Annotated in this window: 20 protein-coding genes, 15 tRNA genes, 1 rRNA gene and 1 pseudogene; 35 read left to right on the top strand and 2 right to left on the bottom strand. The window is 45.2% G+C overall.

Annotated elements, in window-relative coordinates; all coding sequences use genetic code 11:
- Positions 1–176 precede the first annotated feature (176 nt).
- The 25 genes from BN1546_RS15840 (at position 177) to BN1546_RS15960 (ending at position 11,634) form a co-directional block, all read left to right on the top strand.
- Positions 177–3,104, top strand: a 23S ribosomal RNA gene (locus BN1546_RS15840).
- A 64-nt stretch (positions 3,105–3,168) separates the two neighbouring features.
- Positions 3,169–3,244: transfer RNA gene (locus tag BN1546_RS15845), tRNA-Asn, on the top strand.
- Positions 3,245–3,247: 3 nt separating this feature from the next.
- A tRNA-Ser gene (locus tag BN1546_RS15850) sits at positions 3,248–3,339 on the top strand.
- A 17-nt stretch (positions 3,340–3,356) separates the two neighbouring features.
- A tRNA-Glu gene (locus BN1546_RS15855) sits at positions 3,357–3,428 on the top strand.
- 57 nt (positions 3,429–3,485) lie between these two features.
- Positions 3,486–3,561 (top strand) — tRNA-Val (locus BN1546_RS15860).
- 25 nt (positions 3,562–3,586) lie between these two features.
- A tRNA-Met gene (locus BN1546_RS15865) sits at positions 3,587–3,663 on the top strand.
- Positions 3,664–3,678: 15 nt separating this feature from the next.
- A tRNA-Asp gene (locus tag BN1546_RS15870) sits at positions 3,679–3,755 on the top strand.
- 37 nt (positions 3,756–3,792) lie between these two features.
- Positions 3,793–3,865: transfer RNA gene (locus tag BN1546_RS15875), tRNA-Phe, on the top strand.
- Positions 3,866–3,887: 22 nt separating this feature from the next.
- A tRNA-Thr gene (locus BN1546_RS15880) sits at positions 3,888–3,963 on the top strand.
- A gap of 4 nt (positions 3,964–3,967) precedes the next feature.
- Positions 3,968–4,053 (top strand) — tRNA-Tyr (locus BN1546_RS15885).
- 7 nt (positions 4,054–4,060) lie between these two features.
- Positions 4,061–4,134 (top strand) — tRNA-Trp (locus BN1546_RS15890).
- 18 nt (positions 4,135–4,152) lie between these two features.
- Positions 4,153–4,225 (top strand) — tRNA-His (locus tag BN1546_RS15895).
- A 9-nt stretch (positions 4,226–4,234) separates the two neighbouring features.
- Positions 4,235–4,309: transfer RNA gene (locus tag BN1546_RS15900), tRNA-Gln, on the top strand.
- Positions 4,310–4,315: 6 nt separating this feature from the next.
- Positions 4,316–4,387 (top strand) — tRNA-Gly (locus BN1546_RS15905).
- A gap of 11 nt (positions 4,388–4,398) precedes the next feature.
- Positions 4,399–4,473: transfer RNA gene (locus BN1546_RS15910), tRNA-Cys, on the top strand.
- Positions 4,474–4,484: 11 nt separating this feature from the next.
- Positions 4,485–4,563 (top strand) — tRNA-Leu (locus BN1546_RS15915).
- Positions 4,564–4,796: 233 nt separating this feature from the next.
- The gene (locus BN1546_RS15920) at positions 4,797–5,354 is read left to right on the top strand and encodes a TetR/AcrR family transcriptional regulator (RefSeq protein WP_040103827.1); all 558 of its coding nucleotides are present in this window, start codon (positions 4,797–4,799) and stop codon (positions 5,352–5,354) included.
- Between the two features lie 141 nt (positions 5,355–5,495).
- The gene (locus tag BN1546_RS15925) at positions 5,496–6,722 is read left to right on the top strand and encodes an MFS transporter (protein ID WP_090738260.1); all 1,227 of its coding nucleotides are present in this window, start codon (positions 5,496–5,498) and stop codon (positions 6,720–6,722) included.
- A 127-nt stretch (positions 6,723–6,849) separates the two neighbouring features.
- On the top strand, positions 6,850–7,161 hold the full coding sequence (locus tag BN1546_RS15930; RefSeq protein ID WP_016324716.1) for a LiaF transmembrane domain-containing protein: 312 nt from the start codon (positions 6,850–6,852) through the stop codon (positions 7,159–7,161).
- Positions 7,162–7,249: 88 nt separating this feature from the next.
- On the top strand, positions 7,250–7,918 hold the full coding sequence (locus BN1546_RS15935) for a PspA/IM30 family protein (RefSeq protein ID WP_040102898.1): 669 nt from the start codon (positions 7,250–7,252) through the stop codon (positions 7,916–7,918).
- Between the two features lie 7 nt (positions 7,919–7,925).
- Positions 7,926–8,411 (top strand): PspC domain-containing protein, encoded by a 486-nt coding sequence (locus BN1546_RS15940; protein WP_013372999.1) that lies wholly within the window; start codon positions 7,926–7,928, stop codon positions 8,409–8,411.
- The gene (locus BN1546_RS15945) at positions 8,411–9,115 is read left to right on the top strand and encodes a PspA/IM30 family protein (RefSeq protein ID WP_090738262.1); all 705 of its coding nucleotides are present in this window, start codon (positions 8,411–8,413) and stop codon (positions 9,113–9,115) included. Before BN1546_RS15940 ends, BN1546_RS15945 begins: the two co-directional genes overlap by 1 nt.
- A 147-nt stretch (positions 9,116–9,262) precedes the next feature.
- A complete protein-coding gene (gene liaF / locus BN1546_RS15950) occupies positions 9,263–9,910 on the top strand; it encodes a cell wall-active antibiotics response protein LiaF (RefSeq protein ID WP_013372997.1) in 648 nt (215 codons plus the stop codon).
- 16 nt (positions 9,911–9,926) lie between these two features.
- A complete protein-coding gene (locus BN1546_RS15955) occupies positions 9,927–11,006 on the top strand; it encodes a sensor histidine kinase (protein ID WP_013372996.1) in 1,080 nt (359 codons plus the stop codon).
- The gene (locus BN1546_RS15960) at positions 10,984–11,634 is read left to right on the top strand and encodes a response regulator (RefSeq protein ID WP_013372995.1); all 651 of its coding nucleotides are present in this window, start codon (positions 10,984–10,986) and stop codon (positions 11,632–11,634) included. Before BN1546_RS15955 ends, BN1546_RS15960 begins: the two co-directional genes overlap by 23 nt.
- Before the next feature lie 76 nt (positions 11,635–11,710).
- Here the strand turns inward: BN1546_RS15960 and BN1546_RS15965 are convergent, their stop codons facing one another.
- Positions 11,711–12,166 (bottom strand): hypothetical protein, encoded by a 456-nt coding sequence (locus BN1546_RS15965; protein WP_090738264.1) that lies wholly within the window; start codon positions 12,164–12,166, stop codon positions 11,711–11,713.
- Positions 12,167–12,412: 246 nt separating this feature from the next.
- Here BN1546_RS15965 and BN1546_RS15970 point away from each other — a divergent pair, with 246 nt between their 5' ends.
- The 3 genes from BN1546_RS15970 (at position 12,413) to BN1546_RS15980 (ending at position 16,800) form a co-directional block, all read left to right on the top strand.
- Complete coding sequence (locus BN1546_RS15970; protein ID WP_090738267.1) at positions 12,413–13,177, top strand: YwmB family TATA-box binding protein; 765 nt, start codon at positions 12,413–12,415, stop codon at positions 13,175–13,177.
- A gap of 187 nt (positions 13,178–13,364) precedes the next feature.
- Positions 13,365–14,921 (top strand): glucose-6-phosphate dehydrogenase, encoded by a 1,557-nt coding sequence (gene zwf / locus BN1546_RS15975; RefSeq protein WP_013372992.1) that lies wholly within the window; start codon positions 13,365–13,367, stop codon positions 14,919–14,921.
- 298 nt (positions 14,922–15,219) lie between these two features.
- Positions 15,220–16,800: a peptide chain release factor 3 gene (locus tag BN1546_RS15980; RefSeq protein ID WP_090738269.1), complete on the top strand. Its 1,581-nt coding sequence runs from the start codon at positions 15,220–15,222 to the stop codon at positions 16,798–16,800.
- Positions 16,801–16,952: 152 nt separating this feature from the next.
- On the opposite strand, the gene BN1546_RS15985 is transcribed toward BN1546_RS15980, so the two are convergent.
- Positions 16,953–17,186 carry a small acid-soluble spore protein SspI gene (locus BN1546_RS15985; protein ID WP_013372990.1) on the bottom strand — a complete coding sequence of 78 codons (234 nt, stop codon included), beginning with the start codon at positions 17,184–17,186 and terminating at the stop codon, positions 16,953–16,955.
- A 157-nt stretch (positions 17,187–17,343) separates the two neighbouring features.
- Between BN1546_RS15985 and BN1546_RS15990 the strand changes: the two are divergent.
- The 7 genes and pseudogenes from BN1546_RS15990 to BN1546_RS16025 all read left to right on the top strand — a co-directional run.
- A pseudogene (locus BN1546_RS15990) lies at positions 17,344–18,012 on the top strand (TrkA family potassium uptake protein); the annotation flags it as partial.
- A 77-nt stretch (positions 18,013–18,089) separates the two neighbouring features.
- Positions 18,090–18,878 carry a TrmH family RNA methyltransferase gene (locus BN1546_RS15995; RefSeq protein ID WP_090738271.1) on the top strand — a complete coding sequence of 263 codons (789 nt, stop codon included), beginning with the start codon at positions 18,090–18,092 and terminating at the stop codon, positions 18,876–18,878.
- Between the two features lie 820 nt (positions 18,879–19,698).
- Positions 19,699–20,274 (top strand): sigma-70 family RNA polymerase sigma factor, encoded by a 576-nt coding sequence (locus tag BN1546_RS16000; RefSeq protein WP_090738273.1) that lies wholly within the window; start codon positions 19,699–19,701, stop codon positions 20,272–20,274.
- Positions 20,264–21,334 (top strand): hypothetical protein, encoded by a 1,071-nt coding sequence (locus BN1546_RS16005; protein ID WP_013372985.1) that lies wholly within the window; start codon positions 20,264–20,266, stop codon positions 21,332–21,334. The genes BN1546_RS16000 and BN1546_RS16005 overlap by 11 nt, the downstream gene beginning before the upstream one ends.
- A 137-nt stretch (positions 21,335–21,471) precedes the next feature.
- Positions 21,472–21,666, top strand: a complete 195-nt coding sequence (locus BN1546_RS28520) for a helix-turn-helix domain-containing protein (protein ID WP_141651588.1) — start codon at positions 21,472–21,474, stop codon at positions 21,664–21,666.
- Positions 21,667–22,778: 1,112 nt separating this feature from the next.
- On the top strand, positions 22,779–23,480 hold the full coding sequence (locus BN1546_RS16020) for a response regulator transcription factor (RefSeq protein ID WP_013372983.1): 702 nt from the start codon (positions 22,779–22,781) through the stop codon (positions 23,478–23,480).
- Positions 23,477–24,463: a sensor histidine kinase gene (locus BN1546_RS16025; protein WP_058830357.1), complete on the top strand. Its 987-nt coding sequence runs from the start codon at positions 23,477–23,479 to the stop codon at positions 24,461–24,463. The genes BN1546_RS16020 and BN1546_RS16025 overlap by 4 nt, the downstream gene beginning before the upstream one ends.
- The last annotated feature ends 33 nt before the right edge of the window (positions 24,464–24,496 follow it).

The raw sequence follows: 24,496 nt of genomic DNA on the forward strand, positions 1-24,496 counted from the left end.
AAGCATAAGCTTCAAACTTACTCACTCGTTGCTCAGTTTTGAGAGTTCAAACTCTCAAATTGCACCTTGAAAACTGGATACCGAAACGAAATTGCGTTTTAGAATATTCCTTTAAGCTGATCTTGTGTAAACAAGTGAAATAAAGGTAGCATATCGTATTTACATTGTAGATACTAGGTTAAGCTACAAAGAGCACACGGAGGATGCCTAGGCGCCAGGAGCCGACGAAGGACGTGGCGAACAACGATAAAGCCTCGGGGAGCTGTAAGCAAGCTTTGATCCGGGGATGTCCGAATGGGGAAACCCGGCTGTCTTCATCGACAGTCACTACTCACTGAATTCATAGGTGAGTGAGAGGCAGACCAGGGGAACTGAAACATCTAAGTACCCTGAGGAAGAGAAAACAATAGTGATTCCGTCAGTAGCGGCGAGCGAACGCGGATTAGCCCAAACCAAGGAGCTTGCTCCTTGGGGTTGTGGGACGTCTCACATGGAGTTACAAAGGAACCGGTTAGATGAAGAGGTCTGGAAAGGCCCGCCAGAGAAGGTAAAAGCCCTGTAGTTCAAAACCTGTTCTCTCCGAGACGGATCCCGAGTAGTGCGGGGCACGTGAAACCCCGTATGAATCCGGCAGGACCATCTGCCAAGGCTAAATACTCCCTGGCGACCGATAGTGAAGCAGTACCGTGAGGGAAAGGTGAAAAGCACCCCGGAAGGGGAGTGAAATAGATCCTGAAACCGTGTGCTTACAAGAAGTCAGAGCCCAATTTAGGGGTGATGGCGTGCCTTTTGTAGAATGAACCGGCGAGTTACGTTCCCGTGCAAGGTTAAGGTGAAGAGCTGAAGCCGCAGCGAAAGCGAGTCTGAATAGGGCGAATGAGTACGTGGACGTAGACCCGAAACCGGGTGATCTACCCCTGTCCAGGGTGAAGGTGCGGTAACACGCACTGGAGGCCCGAACCCACGCATGTTGAAAAATGCGGGGATGAGGTGGGGGTAGCGGAGAAATTCCAATCGAACCCGGAGATAGCTGGTTCTCCCCGAAATAGCTTTAGGGCTAGCCTCGGAAAGAAGAATCGTGGAGGTAGAGCACTGATTGGGTGCGGGGCCCGCAAGGGTTACCAAGCTCAGTCAAACTCCGAATGCCATAGATTTAGTTCCGGGAGTCAGACAGTGAGTGCTAAGATCCATTGTCGAAAGGGAAACAGCCCAGACCATCAGCTAAGGTCCCCAAGTGTGTGTTAAGTGGGAAAGGATGTGGAGTTGCACAGACAACCAGGATGTTGGCTTAGAAGCAGCCACCATTGAAAGAGTGCGTAATAGCTCACTGGTCGAGTGACTCTGCGCCGAAAATGTAACGGGGCTAAACACACCACCGAAGCTATGGCTTGATGCATTTGCATCAGGGGTAGGGGAGCGTTGAATGCGGGTTGAAGGTGTACCGGAAGGAGCGCTGGACTGCATTCAAGTGAGAATGCCGGTATGAGTAACGAAAAGATCTGTGAGAATCAGATCCGCCGAAAGCCTAAGGGTTCCTGAGGAAGGTTCGTCCGCTCAGGGTAAGTCGGGACCTAAGGCGAGGCCGATAGGCGTAGTCGAAGGACAACAGGTAGAAATTCCTGTACCACCGTAATCCGTGATGAGCGATGGGGTGACGCAGTAGGGTAGTGACGCGGACTGATGGATGTCCGTCTAAGCAGTGAGGCTGATGTGTAGGCAAATCCGCACATCGTTAAGGCTGGGCTGTGATGGGGAGCGAAAATTACAGTAGCGAAGGTCATGATCTCAGACTGCCAAGAAAAGCCTCTAGCCAGGAGAAGGTGCCCGTACCGCAAACCGACACAGGTAGGCGAGAAGAGAATTCTAAGGCGCGCGGAAGAACTCTCGTTAAGGAACTCGGCAAAATGACCCCGTAACTTCGGGAGAAGGGGTGCCTCGGTAGGGTGAATAGCCCGAGGGGGCCGCAGTGAAAAGGCCCAAGCGACTGTTTAGCAAAAACACAGGTCTGTGCGAAGCCGCAAGGCGAAGTATACGGGCTGACGCCTGCCCGGTGCTGGAAGGTTAAGGGGAGTGGTAAGCCTTCGGGCGAAGCTATGAACCGAAGCCCCAGTAAACGGCGGCCGTAACTATAACGGTCCTAAGGTAGCGAAATTCCTTGTCAGGTAAATTCTGACCCGCACGAATGGCGTAACGACTTGGGCGCTGTCTCAACGAGAGATCCGGTGAAATTTTAATACCTGTGAAGATGCAGGTTACCCGCGACAAGACGGAAAGACCCCATGGAGCTTTACTGCAGCTTGATATTGAATTTGGGTACGATCTGTACAGGATAGGTGGGAGCCGTTGAATCTTGAGCGCCAGCTTGAGAGGAGGCATCCTTGGGATACCACCCTGATCGTATCTAGGTTCTAACTTGGTACCGTGATCCGGTGCGAGGACAGTGTCAGGTGGGCAGTTTGACTGGGGCGGTCGCCTCCTAAAGAGTAACGGAGGCGCCCCAAGGTTCCCTCAGAATGGTTGGAAATCATTCGAAGAGTGCAAAGGCAGAAGGGAGCTTGACTGCGAGACCTACAAGTCGAGCAGGGACGAAAGTCGGGCTTAGTGATCCGGTGGTACCGCATGGAAGGGCCATCGCTCAACGGATAAAAGCTACCCTGGGGATAACAGGCTTATCTCCCCCAAGAGTCCACATCGACGGGGAGGTTTGGCACCTCGATGTCGGCTCATCGCATCCTGGGGCTGAAGTAGGTCCCAAGGGTTGGGCTGTTCGCCCATTAAAGCGGTACGCGAGCTGGGTTCAGAACGTCGTGAGACAGTTCGGTCCCTATCTGTCGTGGGCGTAGGAAATTTGAGAGGAGCTGTCCTTAGTACGAGAGGACCGGGATGGACGTACCGCTGGTGTACCAGTTGTTCCGCCAGGAGCACCGCTGGGTAGCTATGTACGGAAGGGATAAGCGCTGAAAGCATCTAAGCGTGAAGCCCCCCTCAAGATGAGATTTCCCAATTCGTAAGACCCCTTGAAGACGACGAGGTAGATAGGTTGGGGGTGGAAGTGCAGTAATGCATGGAGCTGACCAATACTAATCGGTCGAGGGCTTATCCTAAGATAAGACGCAATAAGTTTCGGATTCAGTTTTCAAGGTGTAACCTTGAAACAAGTGTTAATATTCCCTGATAGCTCAGTTGGTAGAGCACTCGACTGTTAATCGAGTTGTCACAGGTTCGAGTCCTGTTCGGGGAGCCATATGGAGAGGTGTCCGAGTTGGCCGAAGGAGCACGATTGGAAATCGTGTAGGCGCCAAAAGCGTCTCGAGGGTTCGAATCCCTCTCTCTCCGCCAGAATTATTCTATAGCATGGCCCGTTGGTCAAGGGGTTAAGACACCTCCCTTTCACGGAGGTAACAGGGGTTCGAATCCCCTACGGGTCATAAAAAAAATTGCATTAAAAAGTTTGTTATGGTATAATACGAGAAGTGTTCCGTTGAGGAGGCTTAGCTCAGCTGGGAGAGCATCTGCCTTACAAGCAGAGGGTCGGGGGTTCGATCCCCTCAGCCTCCACCATTTTAAAATAAATACTTATTACTGTCGCGGGGTGGAGCAGTTCGGTAGCTCGTCGGGCTCATAACCCGAAGGTCGCAGGTTCAAATCCTGCCCCCGCAACCAATTTAAATCTATTATGGAACTGTGGTGTAGAGGCCTAACATGCCTGCCTGTCACGCAGGAGATCGCGGGTTCGAATCCCGTCAGTTCCGCCATTATTAATGTATTAATTGATAAAGGGTCTTATTGTAAGGCTCGGTAGCTCAGTCGGTAGAGCAGAGGACTGAAAATCCTCGTGTCGGCGGTTCGATTCCGTCCCGAGCCACTTTTAATTGAATAGTTTTTGTGCCGGTGTAGCTCAATTGGTAGAGCAACTGACTTGTAATCAGTAGGTTGGGGGTTCAAGTCCTCTCGCCGGCACCATTTTGGAGGATTAGCGAAGTGGCCAAACGCATCAGACTGTAAATCTGCTCCCTTACGGGTTCGGTGGTTCGAATCCATCATCCTCCACCAGTTTTATAGGGGCATAGTTTAAAGGTAGAACAACGGTCTCCAAAACCGTTGGTGTGGGTTCAATTCCTGCTGCCCCTGCCAATTACTTCTTTTCCTGTGGCGGTCGTGGCGAAGTGGTTAACGCACCGGACTGTGACTCCGGCATTCGTGGGTTCAAGCCCCATCGGCCGCCCTTTCTTATTGGGGATTAGCCAAGCGGTAAGGCAACGGACTTTGACTCCGTCATGCATAGGTTCAAATCCTATATCCCCAGCCATCTTATGCGGACGTGGCTCAGCGGTAGAGCATCGCCTTGCCAAGGCGAGGGTCGCGGGTTCGATTCCCGTCGTCCGCTTTTTATACTCTGGCGCCATAGCCAAGTGGTAAGGCAAAGCTCTGCAAAAGCTTTATTCCCCAGTTCAAATCTGGGTGGCGCCTCCATAACTTAATATGCCGGCGTGGCGGAATGGCAGACGCGCTCGACTCAAAATCGAGTGGGAAACCGTGGAGGTTCGAGTCCTCTCGCCGGTATATATAGAAGGATGATAAAATGCTTTAATGCATTTTATCATCCTTTTTATTATTCGTATTCTTAACTTTGGCAACAAGATTAACTTGGATCCAGATGAGTGGAAGATAAGAACTTTGCAGAGATCCTTTTTAATTAGGTTTATATTTGACTGGGACTTTGAAAGTTGTAGTAGGATGATGGTACTGAAAAAACATTTATAGTTTATTAAGTGTAAGAGAAATGAGGAATGCATATGCAGGAAAGAATTTTGGAAGCTTTTGTAGAGGAAGTTCATGAGAATGGCTTGAAATTTACTATGGATGATCTTGCGAAAAGACTTGCCATCAGTAAGCGTACATTGTACGAGAATTTTTCATCTAAGACGCTTATTTTAGAGACACTGATTGAGCGTACAAATGATGATATGATTCAAAAGACAGAACAAATTATCCGAAACAATGAATTATCTTTGTTAGAAAAGATTAAACAGTCGATTAGGGTTATGCCGCTGTATTATAAGTTTTATGATTTAAGAATATTAGACCAGATGAAAAAATATTATCCTGAGCAATGGAAAAGAGTACATGCTGATTTAAATGATTGGTCTCCGATTAGAACATTAATTCAGGAAGGTATCCGAGAAGGAATTATTGTGAATAAAAATGAGGCTCTGATCATGAAGCTTATTATTGATTCAGTAAATTTAACGCTTGATCAGCGTTTCTTTCTGGATAACAGTGTGACGGTAGAGGAAGCAACTTATTCCATTGTAGATATATTGTTATTTGGGTTAGTCGAAAAACAAAAATAGCCTAATAATATGTGCATATTAATAGAGGCTTTTTTTATGTGAAAACTAATAAAACAATTAAAGTTTTTTTGTTTTTGAAGTTGGGATACTGAAATTAACTATTGATAAATAAAAGGGGTTCTGAAAAGGAAGGGTGGAAATATGTCTATACTGACAAGAAATCGGGGAGCAATGCTGTTATTGATGCTTAACATTTTTTTAGCATTCATGGGGATTGGATTAGTTGTTCCTGTTTTACCTAAATTTATAAGCGAGCTAGGGATGAACGGTTCTTCCATGGGGCTGATGGTTGCAGCTTTTGCGTTGACACAGCTTTTATTATCACCGCTGTCAGGAAAATTATCTGACCGTTATGGACGTAAAAAGTTGATTGTTTCTGGAATGTTCATTTTTATGCTGTCAGAGCTTGTTTTTGGACTGGCGAGTTCCGTCCCTACTTTGTTTGTTGCACGAATCATGGGCGGGGTAGGGGCAGCGTTGCTTACTCCTTCTATTATGGCCTACGTCGCTGATGTGACCTCGTTTGAAGAAAGAGGCAAGGGTATGGGGATGATTAATGCAGCGATTAACACAGGCTTCATAATCGGACCAGGGATTGGCGGTTTGCTTGCTGCCTATGGAATACGTATTCCCTTCTTTGCGGCGGCAGGTGCTGCAGGGATAGCGGCTATTTTGTCTCTGCTCGTGTTGCCGGAGTCTTTGAGCAAGGAAAAGCAACAGTACAATAGAGAGCTTCCGCGGGAAAAAGAAAACCTTTTACAGCAATTTGCGAAGTCCTATCAATCTCCGTATTTCATGGGCTTGCTCATTGTATTTGTCGTTGCTTTTGGATTGGCAAATTTTGAAACGGTATTTGGACTGTTTGTTGACCATAAATATGGTTTTACACCAATGGATATTGCCATCATTATAACGACAGGCTCTATTTTGGGAGCAGTTGTGCAAGCAACTATATTTGGTTGGATCATTAACCGTTTTGGTGAGAAAAAAGTAATTCACCTTTGCTTGGCTATTGGAGGACTGTTTATTTTCCTAACTTTATTTGCTGAGCAGTACGTGATGATTATGCTGACGACTTTTATCATTTTTCTGGCTATGGATATCCTTCGCCCGGCAGTAAGCACTTCTCTATCGCGGCAGGCTGGGGATGAGCAAGGGTTTGTAGCGGGTATGAACTCGTCCTATACCAGCTTGGGGAATGTCATTGGACCGTTAATTGCGGGACTGCTGTTTGATGTTCATATTAATATGCCATATATGGTTGCAGCGGTAGCTTTATTTGCTTGTCTCGTCCTCTCACTACGCTCTAAGCATGCAGGAAAGCGGCACTCAACATCCCTTGCAGCAGAGCAGCATAGAGGAGGATAGCCGCAGGTCTATATCCATCCCCGACTTAGGTCTAGGTTCAAAAACCGTCTGGGGTCCGTTTTGTCAAACGCTAGGTCAGCGTACAATAAGGACATAAGCAAGACACAGTGAAAGGCGGTGAGAGATGATGAGAGTTAACAAAGGGAATGGGTTAGCCATTGTACTGATCGTGTTGGGTTCGATTATGCTGCTCGGTAAGTTTACTCCGTTTTTCGGTCACTTTGTAGGACATCTGATTGGTTACTTAATTCCGATAGCCATGGTTATGCTGGGGTACTACGGTGTGAAAAGAGGAAATGCACTCTTCGGCTGGATCGTGCTTGTGCTCGGGGTACTGATTTTGCTGGGCAAGCTATCCTGGCTAATTGGACCACTGCTGGCAATCGGGTTAATCATATTTGGTGTATCTATGCTGAGTGACCGTAGAAGTCGCTACTGAATGTGACAGTTTGAGGATGAAGAATAATGTACGAAAGCAAAGAGCAAGAAATGATGAAAATACGAAATTGTGAAAGGAGTAGACGCCAATGAGTGTTTTTCGAAGAATGCGTGATATTACGGTAGCAACCTTCAATGAGCATTTGGAACAAAGCCAAGATCCGGTACAACTCATTGACCAGTTCCTATATAATACCCGGCAGGAAATCGCCGAAGCGGAAAAGCTTCAACAGCAGTATGCAGTGCATACAAGACAAATGAAGCAGCAGTTGGATCATGCATTGTCCATGCAGGCCAAACGGGAGGAACAGGCGCTTCTGGCTTTGAAAGCAGATGAAGAACACGTCGCAAAGCTAGCCCTTCAGGAAAAAATGCTGTATGCAGAAAAAGAAGAGCAGTATAGAGAACTGTGGGAACAGAGCCGTGAATCATTACGTGAATTGGAGCAACAGCTGGATACATTAAAAACAGAATACCAGACGGTACACAGTAAGCGTCAGTATTACGCTGCACGTGTACAAACGTTGAGACTCCAGCAGCAAATGAACGAACGGGCAGGTACATACGGCGGACGAAATGTTCCCCGAATGTTCAACCGCTTGGAAGACCGGGTAGCTGATATGGAAGCAGAAACGATGAGTCTGCGTGAATTGCGCCGGGGTGAGGAGTATACAAGGGATGCTCACACCGGTGGATCGCTGCTCGAACAAGAGTGGGCGAGACTGAAAAGCAAGCTGAACAACAGCGGGAAGGAGTAAGTAAATTATGACCCGAATTTACCGATCAAACCGGGATAGAGTATTAACTGGAGTATGTGGCGGTCTTTCTGACGCAACAGGAATGGACTCAACTTGGATACGTATTTTGGTTGTGATCAGTTTCTTTATTACAGCAGGCACCACATTTATGATTTATGTGATTGCAGCGTTGGTTATTTCCAAGGAACCAAGATCTCCTTACGACGGAGGATTTGGTCCAGATAGTGGTCCCTATACCCATCAAGATCCACGCTATTATGGCGGTAGTAGTACTAGAACGCAGTATGGACAAGGAACTGGTTACAATCAAGGCGGAGCATACGGCAACTCGAACCCGTTTGGTCAGGATGCCCGCTATTCATCCAAATTTAATACAGGGCACAACAGTGATCTGGATTCCATGATGGAAGATATCGAGAAAAAAGCAATGAAAAAGGAACTGGAAGAGTTACGTAAAAAAGTAGAGCAATTCGAGAAGGGAGAACGTAAATAATGGGAATTTTTAAAAGAATGAAGGATATGACAAGAGCATCGGTGAATGAAATGTTGGATAAAGTTGAAGATCCGATTATCATGTTAAATCAGTACTTGCGCGATATGGAGGCAGAAATTCACGAGGCTGAGGTAACGGTCGCCAAGCAAATGGCAAATGAGCGTCGTATGAAACAGCGTTTGGAGGAGGCTGTGCGTGTATCCAATGAGCGCGAAAAGCAGGCTGAATCTGCATTGCGAAATGGCCAGGAAGAAGTAGCACGCAAGCTACTGGGCGAGAAGGTTTATTTTGTGCAAAAGCAGGATGAATACCGTGACTTGCACACTCAAGCCGAGCTCCAAGCCAAAGAACTGGTACAGCAGCTTCATGGAATGAAGGATGAATTCTACAAAATGCGCAATAAGCGTAATGAGCTGGTATCTCGTGCTCAAATGGCAAAAGCCAAAAAGCAAATGTCGCAAATCAATAGTTTGCACACGATTGAAAGCGGGTCTGCTTCGCTGGGCTTCCACCGCATGGAGGAAAAAATCATGCAAATGGAGGCAGAAGCTGACGTACTGCGTGCCCCTTATCGTCAAGCACCGGGAGAGGCATATGTTAATCCCGCAGAAGCTGAAAAACAATTTAAAGTGGATGAGCAGCTTCAACAATTGAAGTCCAAAATTCAGGCAGGTGCTAAACCTGTAGAAATGAAGAAGGACTAACTACTCGGAACCCAAACATTATGATATGCTGTATAGATGGACACTGACCAATAACAGTGCTCAATCTGTACGGTTCGGAAGCCATATGGCGATATATTTCGCCACTATGGCTTTTCCTTCCGGTATAAACAAAAAAGGGGGTGCAGCATGGAGAAAAGAAAATCAGCCTTGGCACTGGCAGGGATTGGCATCGGGATTATCATTTTATTCGGTCAGTGGATTGGGTTCCTCTCCGTGTTTGCACTGATCCTAATGTTGGCCGGAATATATAAGATTCGCAATTCCAAAATCAAAAAGGGCTATACGATGCTTGCCATCGGTGCCGGTCTGCTGGTGCTGGATCATTTGTTCTTGTTTGTAGTGATCACATTGGCTTCGCTGGCTGTGTTCTATTCACGTTCCAGGAAGCTGCATAAAGGTCAAAGCTCCATATTCAAACACAATTTCATATCCAATCATAAATGGGATGAAGTGCCATGGAGCTTGCGCAGCACAAGCATATGGCATGTGGTTGGTGATGTGGATGCCGATTTGACGCTCGCTCTTCCAGAGGAACGTGAGCCCGTCATATTTTTACAGGGGATCTTCGGTGACATTGACATCACGCTGCCGGATAATTACGGTGTAGAGGTGGAGATGTTCGTATTGTTCGGTCAGATTCAGTTCGACCGGGATCATGAGGCGGGGATGCTCAATCGACTGGTGTGGAAGTCTCCTCATTTTGAGCAGAGTGAATATAAAGTGAAGTTTGTCGTTTCGTACTTGGCGGGCGATGTCCGTATTCGATTTTATTGAACCAGGAGGAACCGGGATGAATCACAAAAAAACGTCCAACATGGTAACCCGCAGTATGGGTGAAGGTATCCTCCTGTGTGTTGTTGTGGGCGTAGTTGTCTTTTATATGCTGTATACATATGGATATGTGAAGTCGTTCCCAACCTGGGGAATGATACTGAAAGTAGCAGGAGCCGTTATACTGGTGTTGATTGGTACAGGGGCAATGTACGGATTTTATGAAAGTTATCGCTTTAAAAGCAGACTGGAAATGTTGAGAGAGACATTGCTGATGTGGGAAAAGGGAACCCCTGCACGTGAGTTGCCACCTCTAGGGCATGATGAGCTTGGCAGACTAGGAGAGCAGTTGGAACGAATCGGGCGTAAATGGCAGGAACAAGTAACGTCTTTACAACGCTTATCTACGGATAATGCTCAGTTAGCAGAACAGGCACGGATGACTGCGATTGTGGAGGAACGGCAGCGGCTGGCCAGAGAGTTACATGACGCAGTATCGCAGCAATTGTTTGCTATTTCAATGACAGCGACGGCTGTGGGTAGGACGCTGGACAAGGATTTTGATAAAGCGCAGCGTCAAGTTGCATTAATTGAAGAAATGTCCTCCGTGGCACAATCCGAAATGCGGGCGTTACTACTTCATCTACGGCCTGTCTATCTGGAAGGAAAACGGCTTGAGCAGGGTTTGCGTGATTTGGTACAGGAATTACAAGCAAAGGTACCGATGGAGATTGATTTTGAGATGGAAAGCGGAGTACAGTTGGTTAAGGGCATTGAAAATCACTTGTTTCGCATTGTTCAGGAAGCGATGTCTAATACATTGCGTCACGCCAAAGCAACTCGTATGGAAATTCGTATTGTGCAACGCCCGGATTCCATTAGGTTGACGATTCGGGATAATGGTATTGGTTTTGAAATGGATGAGAAAAAGCAGACATCATATGGATTATCCACCATGCAGGAGCGGGTCAGTGAAATTGGGGGAGCTATTCAGTATATAACGGCTCCGGGAAAAGGGACACGGATCGAGGTGTCTGTGCCAGTTATTTATGATGAAAGCGGAAGGAACGATGATCATGGAAACGGAATTACCGATTAGCGTACTGCTGGTAGACGACCATGAAATGGTGCGGATCGGGCTTGCGGCGGTGCTGGGGACAGAAGAAGGGATTGAAGTGGTCGGCGAGGCCGGTAGCGGAGAAGAAGGCATACGCTTAGCATCAGAGTACAAGCCAAATGTGATTTTAATGGATTTGGTCATGGATGGCATGGATGGTATCGAAACGACACGCCAAGTGACACGCCTGCTTCCAGAGACAAAGGTGATTGTACTGACGAGTTATTTGGATGATGAGAAAATGTATCCGGTCATTGAGGCAGGGGCATTCAGCTATTTGCTTAAAACGTCTCGTGCTTCCGAGATCGCGGATGCGATCCGTGCAGCTGCACGTGGACAGTCCGTACTAGAGTCGCAGGTGGCCTCTAAGATGATGAATCGGTTTCGCCAGCCACAGGCTGAAGCGCCTGCACATACGGAGCTAACAGATCGTGAGATGGAGGTTCTTCGCTTATTGGCACAAGGGAAGTCCAACCAGGATATCGCAGATGAACTGATTATCGGGATTAAGACGGTAAAATTCCATGTCACGAACCTTCTCGCCAAATTAGGAGTGGAAGACCGTACACAGGCGGCAATCTATGCTTATAAGAACGGCTTAGCAGAGTAAATTGTAAAACGACGAATACAAAGAACCGGAGACGATGAATGGTCCTCCGGTTTTTTTGTGTTCTGTAACACGGTGTTTAGATAAGGAGGAATAGAAAGGCGATTAAAGCCAGATCTAGTATAAGTCCTGCCCCGTATCCATATCTACCACGATAGCCTGCTCTGCCGTTTCCATAACCCCTATTTCCATTTGAATCAAATGCGCCTACGTTATAAGGAAAGTATGGATTTAGAAGTTCGTCCGGCGGTCTATTAAAGGAATTTAGCTTGGCAGAAGAACGAGCTTTGTTTTTAGAGTTCTTTTTTTGCTTTTTAGAGGAATTTTTTTTAGCTTTTTGTTTTCCTTTGTTACTGTAGCTTCCAGCATAGAGACTACCAGGAAAGGAGGATGGATATCCGTTCAACATCAGCTTACCTTTGCTACACCCACTTAAGATGCCAATGTGTCGTGTACCATCACGCATAACGGCACAGACCATCCGTCCGCCATGAGGTGCCACATTGGCTTCATTTACTGGATAAATGGGAAACATGATTTCACCTCTTTTGGTGTAAGATGCGTTGTGATTATAGTCTATTCTTATCGTGCCTACGGTGTATGGTCGAACACCCAGTAGGCGAATGAATATTCTGAAAGGGTGTGCTGACTTCCTCTGCGTATAAAACCTCTGGCAACGGGCATGCTATTGATAGATTCATAGATTTCAATCGAGCCGAAAAAAAAGCATTCCATTGTGTGTATGCGGAGAATAAATGGTTATGGAGGGGGAAGAACGGCCATGTTAAAAGCAGAAATGATTAAAAAGGGAGTTATTGCATTTTTGGTATTAGGAACGGTGTTGGTACTGGCTGGCTGGCGTTACGGAACTCTTCAGACCAACGGAACTGATTCCCGTGAGGCAGAAGCGGCTTTACGCTCGTTATTAATCCTCTCGGATCAAACCCCGGGTACACTGGATAAGCTGGTTGTAAAATGGCAAGGCGATTGGATTCCTAATCATGGAGATCCGGCAGATATAGTGGCACAGATAGCTGAGCAACTGAATATACCCACAGCAAGCAAACTCGTAGAAAATGGGCACACACTATATCGCTCTGTTCGTGATCGTGAGGATTTAAAAATTCGTTTAAATATGATGGAACGTCAAGCTGGACAATGGTATGTAGTCGTTCAACTGGAAAGCAGCGACACAGGACGTGAGCAGTTGATTCAGCTTCATAAGCTTTGTGCCGAGCAATTACATTCGATAGGGGTTCAAGCGCAGTGGAACACCTCCGTTCAGCGTTCGCTGCAAGCAAAGGAAAGCGTGGATCAACTGATGAAACGGACAGAAGCAAGCTTAGCAGGGGATATCTCCATGCAGGCTAAAGAAAGATACACAGATGCAACCACAGTAGCTGTATCTTATGAAGCTCCAGAACTGCCATTAATGGTGCAAAGCGGTGAGCATCAAGTCCAGATGCAGATGGCGGTACATGAAAATAGAGCGCAGCAGAATAAACGTATAACACTCGGTTTTCCGATTATCACAATTGAATACTGACTTATAAGGTAAATTTATGATTCATCGGATAGCTTATCCATGTAGAATATGTTAAAATGTCATCAAATCTTTAGTTCCATGTTTTTCGAAAATCAAGTATGATCTTGTATAAATATACACAATACTACATGCGGATTTCGAGGATTGTGGATTGCGGAATCTTGACATGGGAAGAATGAGGTACTTCATGGCTGACATACCTGTTAAAGAATCTCTTGTGACACAAGGTGCAGTTCTGTTTATTTTTGGTGCTACGGGCGATTTGGCTCGCCGCAAGTTATTTCCTGCTATCTACAGCTTGTACCGCGAAGGCAAGCTTGCTGAAGATTTTGCTGTTATTGGTGTAGCAAGACGTCCCCGCACAGAAGCAGAATTCCGTAATGACCTGTACGCTTCCATACAGGAGTTTAGTCGCTACAAAGCAGAAAATGATCAAGAATGGCAGGCATTTGCCGAGCATTTTGAATATAAATCGCTGGATATCAACAATGTTGATGGGTTTCATGAGCTGAGACAGCAAACGGAGGCTATAGAAGGTAAGTTTAACATACCGGGAAATCGGTTGTTTTATTTGGCCTTGGCGCCTGAATTATTCGGAAGTGTGTCGAAGAGCTTGAAAGAGGGCGGCATGTTGGACGGCAAGGGCTGGAATCGTCTAGTTATAGAGAAGCCTTTCGGTTACAACCTCGAGTCTGCACAAGAATTGAACATTGAAATACGTGAAGTATTTGCCGAAGAAGAAATTTATCGAATTGATCACTATCTCGGTAAGGAAATGGTTCAAAATATCGAGGTAATTCGCTTCGCTAACGCCTTTTTTGAACCACTATGGAATAACAAGCATATTGCCAATGTGCAAATTACGCTGAGTGAAACGGTAGGGGTGGAGGAACGCGGAGGTTATTATGATCATTCTGGCGCTTTGCGCGATATGGGACAGAACCATATGCTGCAAATGCTTACGATGATCGCGATGGAACCGCCTAGTCGTCTGTTACCAGAGGATATCCGTGATGAAAAGGTGAAAGTGTTACGTTCACTACGACCTTTTGAATCGTCTGAGGATGTGAAGACCAACGTGGTACGTGGTCAATATACTGAAGGCAGTTACCGAGGTCAGCAGTTGCCAGGGTATCGTCAAGAAGACAAGGTTGATCCACAATCGAATACAGAGACTTATTTTGCTTCACGTGTGTTTGTAGATAATTTCCGTTGGGCTGGTGTACCGTTCTACATTCGTACAGGCAAACGTCTCCCTGTAAAAACTACGGAGATCGTTGTGGAATTTAAGAGCATGCCAACCAATGTATATCTCGGTCAAAAGCATAAGCTGGAACCAAACTTGCTCGTCATTCGGGTCAATCCAATGGAGGGCATTTACATTAAAATTAATGCCAAGAAACCCGGTTCGGAATCAGATATTGAGCCGCTGGCTATGGATTTTTGCCAAAGCTGTATGGTGGGGATCAACTCACCGGAGGCGTATGAACGGTTGCTGATGGATGCGATCGAGGGTGATTCGACGTACTTCACGCGGTGGGATGAGGTTGCTACAGCGTGGGGATTCGTTGATCGAATCGCCAAAGCATGGCAGCAGACCCCGGATACACTGGAAACCTATGCTGCAGGCTCATGGGGACCTGATGGTGCTCACAAGCTGTTAGAGCAGGATGGCTATAAGTGGTGGCCGGTTAGCGGTCAGGATGAAGATAATGTCATCTGGCGAGTAGGCGGCACTCAGTAATCCCGATTTGTCATGCATCCCCCTATGTCCTGTTTAGGATGTAAGGGGATGCTTTGCGTTCGGAGTATGCTATAATAGCTTAGTCTCAGGTTTTCAGTTTGCAACTGATTATATGTTAAAGGCAGGCTAAAACATGTAAATAGATCGTATTTATCATGAATATGGTGACGGAGTATGCCGAATACTGGAGCTAACGGCAATGAGCCGATGAACTTATGAACATAGGCGTGCATCATGGCCTTTTTATGAATAGCTTGAGCAGAAATGCAATGGATTTGATCATGAAGGGATATGTGAAATGAGTAAAACAACAGATATACTTCAACAGGAAGTCGACAAACGGCGTACGTTTGCGATTATTTCTCACCCGGATGCGGGTAAAACGACACTGACGGAAAAGTTGCTGCTGTTCGGGGGCGCTATTCGTCTTGCAGGTACAGTCAAAGCTCGTAAAGCCAGCAAGCATGCGACGAGTGACTGGATGGAGATTGAAAAACAGCGGGGGATTTCGGTAACATCCTCAGTGATGCAATTTGATTATAATGGGCATCGCGTTAATATCCTGGATACCCCGGGTCACCAGGACTTCAGTGAAGACACGTATCGCACATTAACAGCCGCAGATAGTGCGGTCATGCTGATTGACGTAGCAAAAGGTGTGGAAGCGCAAACGATCAAGCTGTTTCAGGTTTGTGCGAAGCGCGGAATACCGATTTTCACCTTCATTAATAAGCTGGACCGTGAAGGACGCAGTCCCTTTGATCTGATGGAGGAGCTGGAACAGGTTCTTGGTATCCGTTCAGTGCCTATGAACTGGCCGATTGGTACAGGGCGTGATCTGTGCGGTGTTTATGACCGTGTCAAAAATCAGGTTGAGTTGTTTCAGGGAGATGACCATTCCACGATCAAAGTACAAAAAGTGGAAGGTTACAATGATCCGATTATTCGCGAGATGGCGGGCGAATATTTGCACGACCAATTATGCCAAGATTTAGAGTTGCTTGATGTCGCAGGTGACCCTTTTGATATGGAAAAAGTACAGCGTGGAGAATTAACGCCTATATTCTTTGGAAGTGCTATTAATAATTTTGGTGTGCAAACATTTTTGGAAAACTTCCTTCAGCTTGCTCCTAAGCCGGAACCGCGCCACAGTACAGTTGGGGAAATTCAGCCAACGAACGAGAAGTTTACTGGCTATGTATTTAAAATTCAGGCCAATATGAACCCGGCTCACCGTGACCGTATCGCATTTTTGCGTATCGTGTCCGGTAAGTTTCAACGTGGGATGAGTGTTAAGCATGTTCGGATGGGCAAGGAAATTAAGCTGTCCCAACCACAGCAGTTCTTGGCACAGGACCGTGATATTGTCGAAGAGGCATTTCCTGGAGATATTATTGGTTTGTTTGATCCGGGTATTTTCCGCATTGGCGATTCACTCAGTCAAGGCAGCGAGGTTGTATTTGATGAACTGCCGACCTTCTCACCTGAGATTTTTGCCAAGGTTACTGTAAAAAATGCTTTGAAGCACAAGCAGTATCTGAAAGGTATCGACCAGTTAACCGAAGAAGGTATGATTCAGGTGTTCCGTACGGTAAGCTTTGATGATACGCTACTAGGTGTAGTCGGCCAACTGCAATTTGAAGTATTTGAATACCGCATGAAGGGTGAATATGGGGTAGATGTACAGCTTCAACGTATGCCGTTCCAATTTGCACGTTGGATTGTGGATGAGCAGATTGATCCGAGCAAGTTCCGTATCAACTCTACGCTGGTAAAAGATAAGAAAGGCAATTATGTAGCCTTGTTCGAAAATGAGTATGCCATGCGTACGGCTATGGAAAAAAATCCAACCGCTAAGTTTTTGGAAATGGCTCCATAAAATTTTATATGCAGAGCAATCTGATCTCAGTCATTTGATATATACCACGAATAGTCCACTCGACATGAATGCGAGTGGACTATTCTTATTTTCGAATACGGGTAAAAATAATGAGCACAATTAAAGCATAACAAGAAGTTGAATAGCTAGGGTTAGGTTAAGGGCACGGGTTTGATTTTATCGATTTGTTCATGTGCCAAATGGACGAAATCCTGCTGCTGGTTTGGACTCATATGCTTCCATGCGATTTCAAGAATGACACCTAATCCAGGCAAAGCGGCTTCCGGTCCATCCACTGATCCAATAATCATATCCGTAAGATCAGCCTCTGATTTGCCGTGAACTTTGTGAACAATCGCTTGTCGTAAATCCATTGTAATGGGCATGTGTACCTCCCGTATGTTGTAATAGTGATCGAATGTATTATGGCTTGGGCTGTGGCCCAGTATACATGGAGAAGCATTTGGAATAAGGATGTCAAAATTTATGTTTGTAGCATGATATGCTATACTATGACGGACAGTATGGTGAGCGGGAGGTAAAGAAGGAATGGCAAAAAAACAGTATGCGGTCATTGGCATGGGGCGCTTTGGTTCCAGTGTTGCCAGCGCGCTGAGTGAGATGGGGTTTGATGTACTTGCTATCGATTCGGACGAGCAGCGTACACAGGAAATGTCGAATATTGTGACGCATGCAGTGTCTGCCGATTCGACCGATGAGGAAGCACTGCGAGCACTGGGTATCCGCAATTTTGACGTAATTGTAGTCGCAATTGGAGAAGATATACAAGCCAGCATTCTAACGACATTGATTCTCAAGGACATGGGTGTGCCTGCTCTTGTGGTCAAAGCACAAAATGAACTGCACGGAAAAGTGCTGCAAAAAATAGGTGCGGATAAAGTGGTTTATCCTGAACGGGATATGGGACTGAGAGTAGCCCACCATTTAACGTCTCCTAATATTTTGGATTATATTGAGCTGTCCAAGGACTACAGTATTTTGGAGATGCGAGCCGCTGATTCCATGATCGGCAAAAATTTGAAGGAGCTAGACATACGGGCACGCTTCGGCTGCAATGTAATGGCGATCCGCAGAAACCAGGAGATGAACATTTCACCGTATGCCGAGGATCGTCTGGAAGCGGGTGATGTGCTGATCATTGTGGGTCACAAGGACGATCTAACCAAGCTGGAGCTGGCTTTTGCAGCTTAGAGAGGTTTGATGTTCAAGTACAAGTGATGCATCATTTATTTTTAAAGAAACAGACCTAGAAACGGAAGGTTAAACCAATGGAAATCATTTCACCGAATAATGCACGTGTAAAAGAATGGTCGCAACTCCTCGAAAAAAAGCATCGCACACGGCAGTATAAATATATTGTCGAGGGTATTCATCTAGTGCAGGAAGCGCTGCGTTCGAACGCGGCTGTTGAAAGCGTCGCCTATGATTTGGACAAGGGGATTCCTGCCGAGCTGAATGGTCTGGATTCAGCCGATCAGCCGGTGGAATGGATTCCCGTGTCGGCGGCGGTCATTGCCAAATGCACCGATACCAAGACGCCGCAGTCTGTCTTTGCCATCGTGCGTAAGGAGGAGCGTAGCGCATTCGCAGCATTGCTGGAGCAACCAGATGCGCTGGTTATGGTGCTGGACGGTGTGCAGGACCCCGGCAATGTAGGCACTATCATTCGCAGTGCGGACGCTGCTGGAGCCGCAGGCGTTATATTGGGTCATGGTTGCGCCGACCTATATAATCCCAAAACGATCCGCTCCACGATGGGATCATTGTTTCATCTTCCAGTGATCGAAGGCAGTCTGGAAGAGCTTTTGCCGCAGGCCAAAAGCAAAGGTGCCCGCTTGCTCAGCACCTCGCTCGATGCAAGCTTATCATGCTATACCATAGATTTGCGTGTATCCACTTGGCTCGTGATTGGCAACGAGGGCCAGGGTATTTCTGCTGCTACCGCAAGTATGGTGGATGAATCAGTATTCATTCCAATGCAGGGACAAGCGGAATCACTGAATGCAGCCATGGCCTCTACGGTGTTATTATTCGAGGCGATGAGACAGCGAAGCTAATACCTGAGTGTTTATTATTCACTGATTCGAGTTTTCATGTTTTTATAGTGAAAATGGACAGGGTATTTTATATATGATGTTGTAAGATAAACCTCTTCATAAGAATAACTTAATAGCTTAGATAACTTGACAGTCCCGATAAATAAAATTATTTTTGGGGCTGTTTTTTAATTTTTAGACAGAAGGAGGGCTAATGAGGAACAACATAATCAAACTGAATTCTCACAGATCATTGGGGTATCACAAGGAGCATTAATAGAAGCATAGGTTTTTTCAGCGTACAAGTTGATGAGCTTGAGTCCAGATTAATCTCAGATGTAAAAACACCTACAAGGTTATCTCCATATCTTACGACATGGCTTGATTCTCTTGAAGATGTTTTGATGTGTCTCACGTTTTGGGATCAGCTACGTCGTTAAGCAACAGGGGCCTTCACAATTGTAATCATAGTTGGAAACTTAAGCTGCATAGCAGCCAGTGTTGCGTTTTGTTGGCTTCGTCTCTTGCAAATTGGGGGTCTTGGTAGCCATATTCAATTTGACCTAACAAATTATTGTCTCTGATTTTAGTAGAAATATAACCTGCTGCATGAAGGCCATTTTTACATTTCTAGACCTTGTTATAATGGTCCGACAGCAGGCCCAATTCTTTGAGCTCACCGTTCAATCTGACGGAAAGAACAAGATGTCTTCCACGCTTTCATGCCACTGCTTGTCTTCCCGCAATCCATAGACTCCCAACCGAGAACATAAAAACCGAACCTTTTTTCCATCGAGCGACAATATAGGGTGTAAGCTGCTTACTTAGGAGGGCCCTCTGAATGCAAAGTGAATCTATGTACCACGTGCTCACAAAAATGATTGAAGGAGATCAGCAGGCGTTTCACACGTTGTATGATGCCACCTATAAGGATGTCTACCGGACCGTCTCTTTTCTGGTGGATCATCCGCAGGATCGCGAAGATATTATGAATGAGATCTACATGCAAATGTGGGCCTCGCTTCCCAACTACGATCCGAATCGTCCTTTCCACTTCTGGCTGCACGGCTTGGTCATCCGACAAGTGCAAAGATTCCGGGTGAAAAGCTGGAGGAGATTCCGAATTTTCGAACGCATCCGTGTCTTTTCTCGGGAAGAGCGTCATTGGGATCAGACCACGGTGAGGACGGATGGGACAGACCCTGAAATATCGAAGGCCATGCACAAGCTGACCGATAAACAGCGAACGGTGATCATACTCCGCTTTTACCACGACTATAGGCTGGAGGAGATTGCGACATTACTCGATATTCCGCTGGGTACAGTTAAGTCCAGATATCATGCCGGCCTGCAGTCGCTTCGAAAACACTTGGGAAATCTCTCCTTGGAAAGGATGGAAAAGAACAATGCCTATTGAAAGCCAAATCAGCGAGTACCTGCACCAAGAAGCAGAGACCATGGAATGCCCCCCGGCTGTTTCCAAACGAGTCGAACAATCCTATTCTCAATACGTACAACGGCAAAGGAGCAAAAAAACGATGAAAAAACGATTGATCGGCAGCATCGTCGCTGCAATAATTATGATTCCAACCGCGGCATTCGCGGCCCCTCCCCTGATTGAAATGATTACGAGAACACCGATGACAGCCAAACAAGTCAAGATGGATGCGGTTGGCCAAGCAGCGCTTGAAAAGTTGTATCGCTCTTATCCGGAAACCAAATCGTTTGAAATTATCGACGCCAGCCAGATTGGAGGAGACCCCACGAATACAAGTCAGGGGAAAGCCATTCAAACAAGCATCGTGCTGCAGGAAAAGGGAGCTCACGGCAAAAAGGTCAGACTTGATTTGAACGGTATCACGGGTGAAATCGAACAAGTGAACCAAGAGAATTGGGAGCCTCAGGAGAAGCCGGTCAACTCCTTATCCGATCAAGAAATCAAATCGAAAGTAGATGACCTCATTAACAAACTGTACGGCAGCTCCAGTAAGTACGAATGTAACATGGAGCCGATGCAGACACCGGACCAAAAAACATTTATATTGAACTACACCGAAAAGGGATCAACAACGCCGTTTTATCAGGCATTCGTTCAAGGGAATACGATCAGCGTTTCTCTGATCGGAGGCGGCCCTGCTCCATCCGTGGAAGGCTTTTTCATGACTAACGGCAAGCCTGACTATACTGCAGATGCCTTTTTAAACGATGAAGAGCTCTTTTCTTTACTTCACATGAGTCCAGCAGACTTGAAAGAAGAATTGGCAAAGGGGGCATCTGTCGTCGAGATCGCAGCATCTAAAAAGATTTCCAAACAACAAGTCATGGACGTTATCGCAAGTACGCAGGCTAAAAAACAAATCCAAGCCGATCCGCATGGTGGAGCTACTGTTGACGATCGTACGCTGGAACTATTGAAACGGATTCTTGAACCCAAAGTATTGAAAGTGATTGAACACAAAACGGAAACGCCTTGGTAGGGAGAGCAATACAGAGTGTACGGTGTTTGATATAGTTAAGTAAAACGCGCTAAACGAAACAAAGAAAGCTTCAGACTGATTCATCCGGTCTGAAGCTTTCTTTTCATTTGTCAGCTCACTATGATTTGTCTCACGTTATGGGGTCAGTCCCAACAGTACACATATCTGAACTTCGATTGAAAGAGGCGAAACATGTATTCAAGTCAACAGAGTGGTCCATGTCTGATATTAGTAAAGAATTGCGATTAGAGAATTCATCGCCGTTTACAGGGTGGTTTGTGAACTGGGAGGGAATATCTCCGCAAAAATATAGAATTTTTAATAAGAGATAATAAGGACACTAAACTTGGTAAAGAAATTTTTTAAAAAGAGTTTATACTATAAGTCTAGCTATTCTTTGACTACAACTATAGCTTCCTTAAGCATGGCATTGTATCAAATGAATACCTTAAGCTTAACTTTTTGGTTTGATATTGATTTTGTGAAAGTTAAGAAATGAGTGACATTAATAGGAAGGAAGTTGTATCTTTATGACAAAAATTGAGGGCTTTTAACATTCCTCAGCTCCGATTACAAGAAGATATTCTCCGGAATAACTTTGTGGACGTCAGGTGGTATGGGGGGAATCTTGCTCCATTACGTATCGCAGAGTTTAAATCTGAACTAATTGAAGGAAGAACTTTTGTTGACACTAAACAAACAACTCGCGAACTGGACTGCATAAATATGTGAAGTTTCACAATTTCCATTGAAAGCACGATCCGTGATTTTGAGAGCATTCTTTCTGAGTTGAAGCTAGGTATATCTCTAGCGGAACAACAAGGGGATACGACAAATAGAGGTGCAGTTTCTTTATCTAAATAAGTTTGAAGTGTAGATCACTTCAAGAGAGAAGTGCATCAAGTCAAAATTAAGAGGCATAAGCGCGGGACATTCCTATCTGGGATTAGTAGAAATATCGGAAAATGAGTCGGGTCATAGAACCCGACTCATTTTTTTATAAAGACACACGCTTCTGATGATCTGAATTCTTTATACCTTACAACAAAGTAATGTTTTTGTAAGCTTTGGCTGTTGTTCCTTAGATAGAAGCTAATTAGTATGGAAAATAGCGAGCCGAGGAGAGAAGTGAGCAAAGTATGAAATATTCAAAGCATAAAATTAAAGAGGTATTTAAGTCGAAATTATGTTGTAATGAAACGTTAAAAAACTATAAAGAGATCATGATTACAGTAATAGTTATCGCCATTATAATTGTCATGTTAATCACTCTGGTGTTTGGCACCATGCATATCATTCGGGATTCAATTTACACCATGAGACTCTCCTAAGCTACAAATAAAAGGAATTCGGTTGTTGTTATTGCTTGGACGATCAAATAAAGGCATTATATAGAGAAAATCATGTGATTTAAAATTCAAGCACTAAGAAGGTAGAAAACACGATGCATAAAATATTAATCGTAGAGGATGACCCTCAAATTAGCTCCTTACTCCAATCCTATCTTGAGAAATATGGTTATCAAGGAGTTGTCGTTTCAAATTTTGATCAAGTCTTAGGTGTTTTCCAGAAGGTAAAGCCTGATTTGGTCATACTGGATGTGAATTTACCTCGTTTTGATGGATTTTATTGGTGCAGGCAAATTCGTACTCAATCTACTTGTCCCATCCTGTTTGTGTCCGCGCGTGATGATAAAATGGATCAGGTCATTGCTTTGCAAAACGGAGCAGATGATTACATTACCAAACCGTTTCATCCCGAAGTACTGTTAGCCAAGGTAGAAAGCAATCTGCGACGTGCCTATGGTTTATATGCAGTTGCCCAAAAATCACGCACCATAACAGTGTCAGGCTTAACTTTATATCCTGATACTATGGAGCTGGTGTTTCATGACAAGCAAGTAGAAATGAGCCATAAAGAAGCTGCACTACTGGAGCTACTGATGACATATCCCAAGCAGGTTGTAGGGAGAGTTCATCTCTTAGAAGCGTTATGGGATGATTACCAATATGTAGGAGAAAATACGCTGAACGTTTATGTTACCCGTGTCCGTAAAAAGCTGAGCGAACTGGGGTTGGAGGATATTATAGAAACGGTTAGAGGAGCTGGATACCGGCTGCACTTGACTGAGGAGGAAGAACAGTGAAGCTGTTTTGGCGTGATCATTTTTCCATGATCATTTTTAATATTATCCAACTTTTTCTTGTGTTGAGTATTTACTGGATGGATGGTTATCGTAACTTGTCGACCGCCTTGTATTCGGTCTTTTTTGGGTTTATCCTTTTGCTGGTCTATTTGCTATTTCGGTACGTCATGTATTCTGGTTTATATCGAATATTATCCACTGCTAACATTAGAGATTTAGATGAGCTTATTCAGATGAAGGTACTTAATCCGTTAGCCTCTTCTTTACAGCATTTGCTTTTGCAGTTCTACCAGTTGTACCAGTCTCGGATTCATCAATTGGAGCATCAGCAGCGTGATCACATCACATTCATTAACCAGTGGGTTCACCAGATGAAAACGCCCCTAGCTGTGATTCATTTAATTCTCAAAGGAAAAATAGATCCCGAGTCGGATCAGATTCACGATGAGATTGATCGAATGGGAAAAGGACTGGACATGATTTTGTATATGTCACGATTGGAATCCTTTGAACCAGACTTTCATGTAGAGCCTGTTGTATTACGAAAGCTGGTTAGTGAAGTGATTTACGATAACAAAAGGTTATTGATCCGCAACGAAATTTATCCTTCCAATGAAGTGGACGAGCAGTTGAGTGTGATTACCGATGCCAAATGGTTAAGATTTATCATTAATCAATTGGTGACTAATGCGATAAAGTATTCTTCAGGTTATGCCCACAGCCTGAAATTGATATCTGACGTAAGAGATCATGTGATTGTGTTGAAAGTACAGGATGAAGGGATTGGCATCCCTAAAAAAGATATAGAGCGGGTATTTGAGGCTTATTACACAGGTGAAAATGGACGGAAGTATAGTGAATCTACGGGGATGGGGCTCTATTTGGTGGCAGAAATCTGCAAAAGGTTGAATCATGACATTCAACTCACATCGACGGTAGGTGAAGGAACGACTGTTGAAATTCTGTTTCCAATACACCCATAAGAAACCTTACAACACATTTAAGGTTTTTGTAAT

Origin of the sequence: Paenibacillus sp. Mc5Re-14, assembly GCF_001049835.1 — a bacterium.
Taxonomy (GTDB): domain Bacteria; phylum Bacillota; class Bacilli; order Paenibacillales; family Paenibacillaceae; genus Paenibacillus; species Paenibacillus polymyxa_C.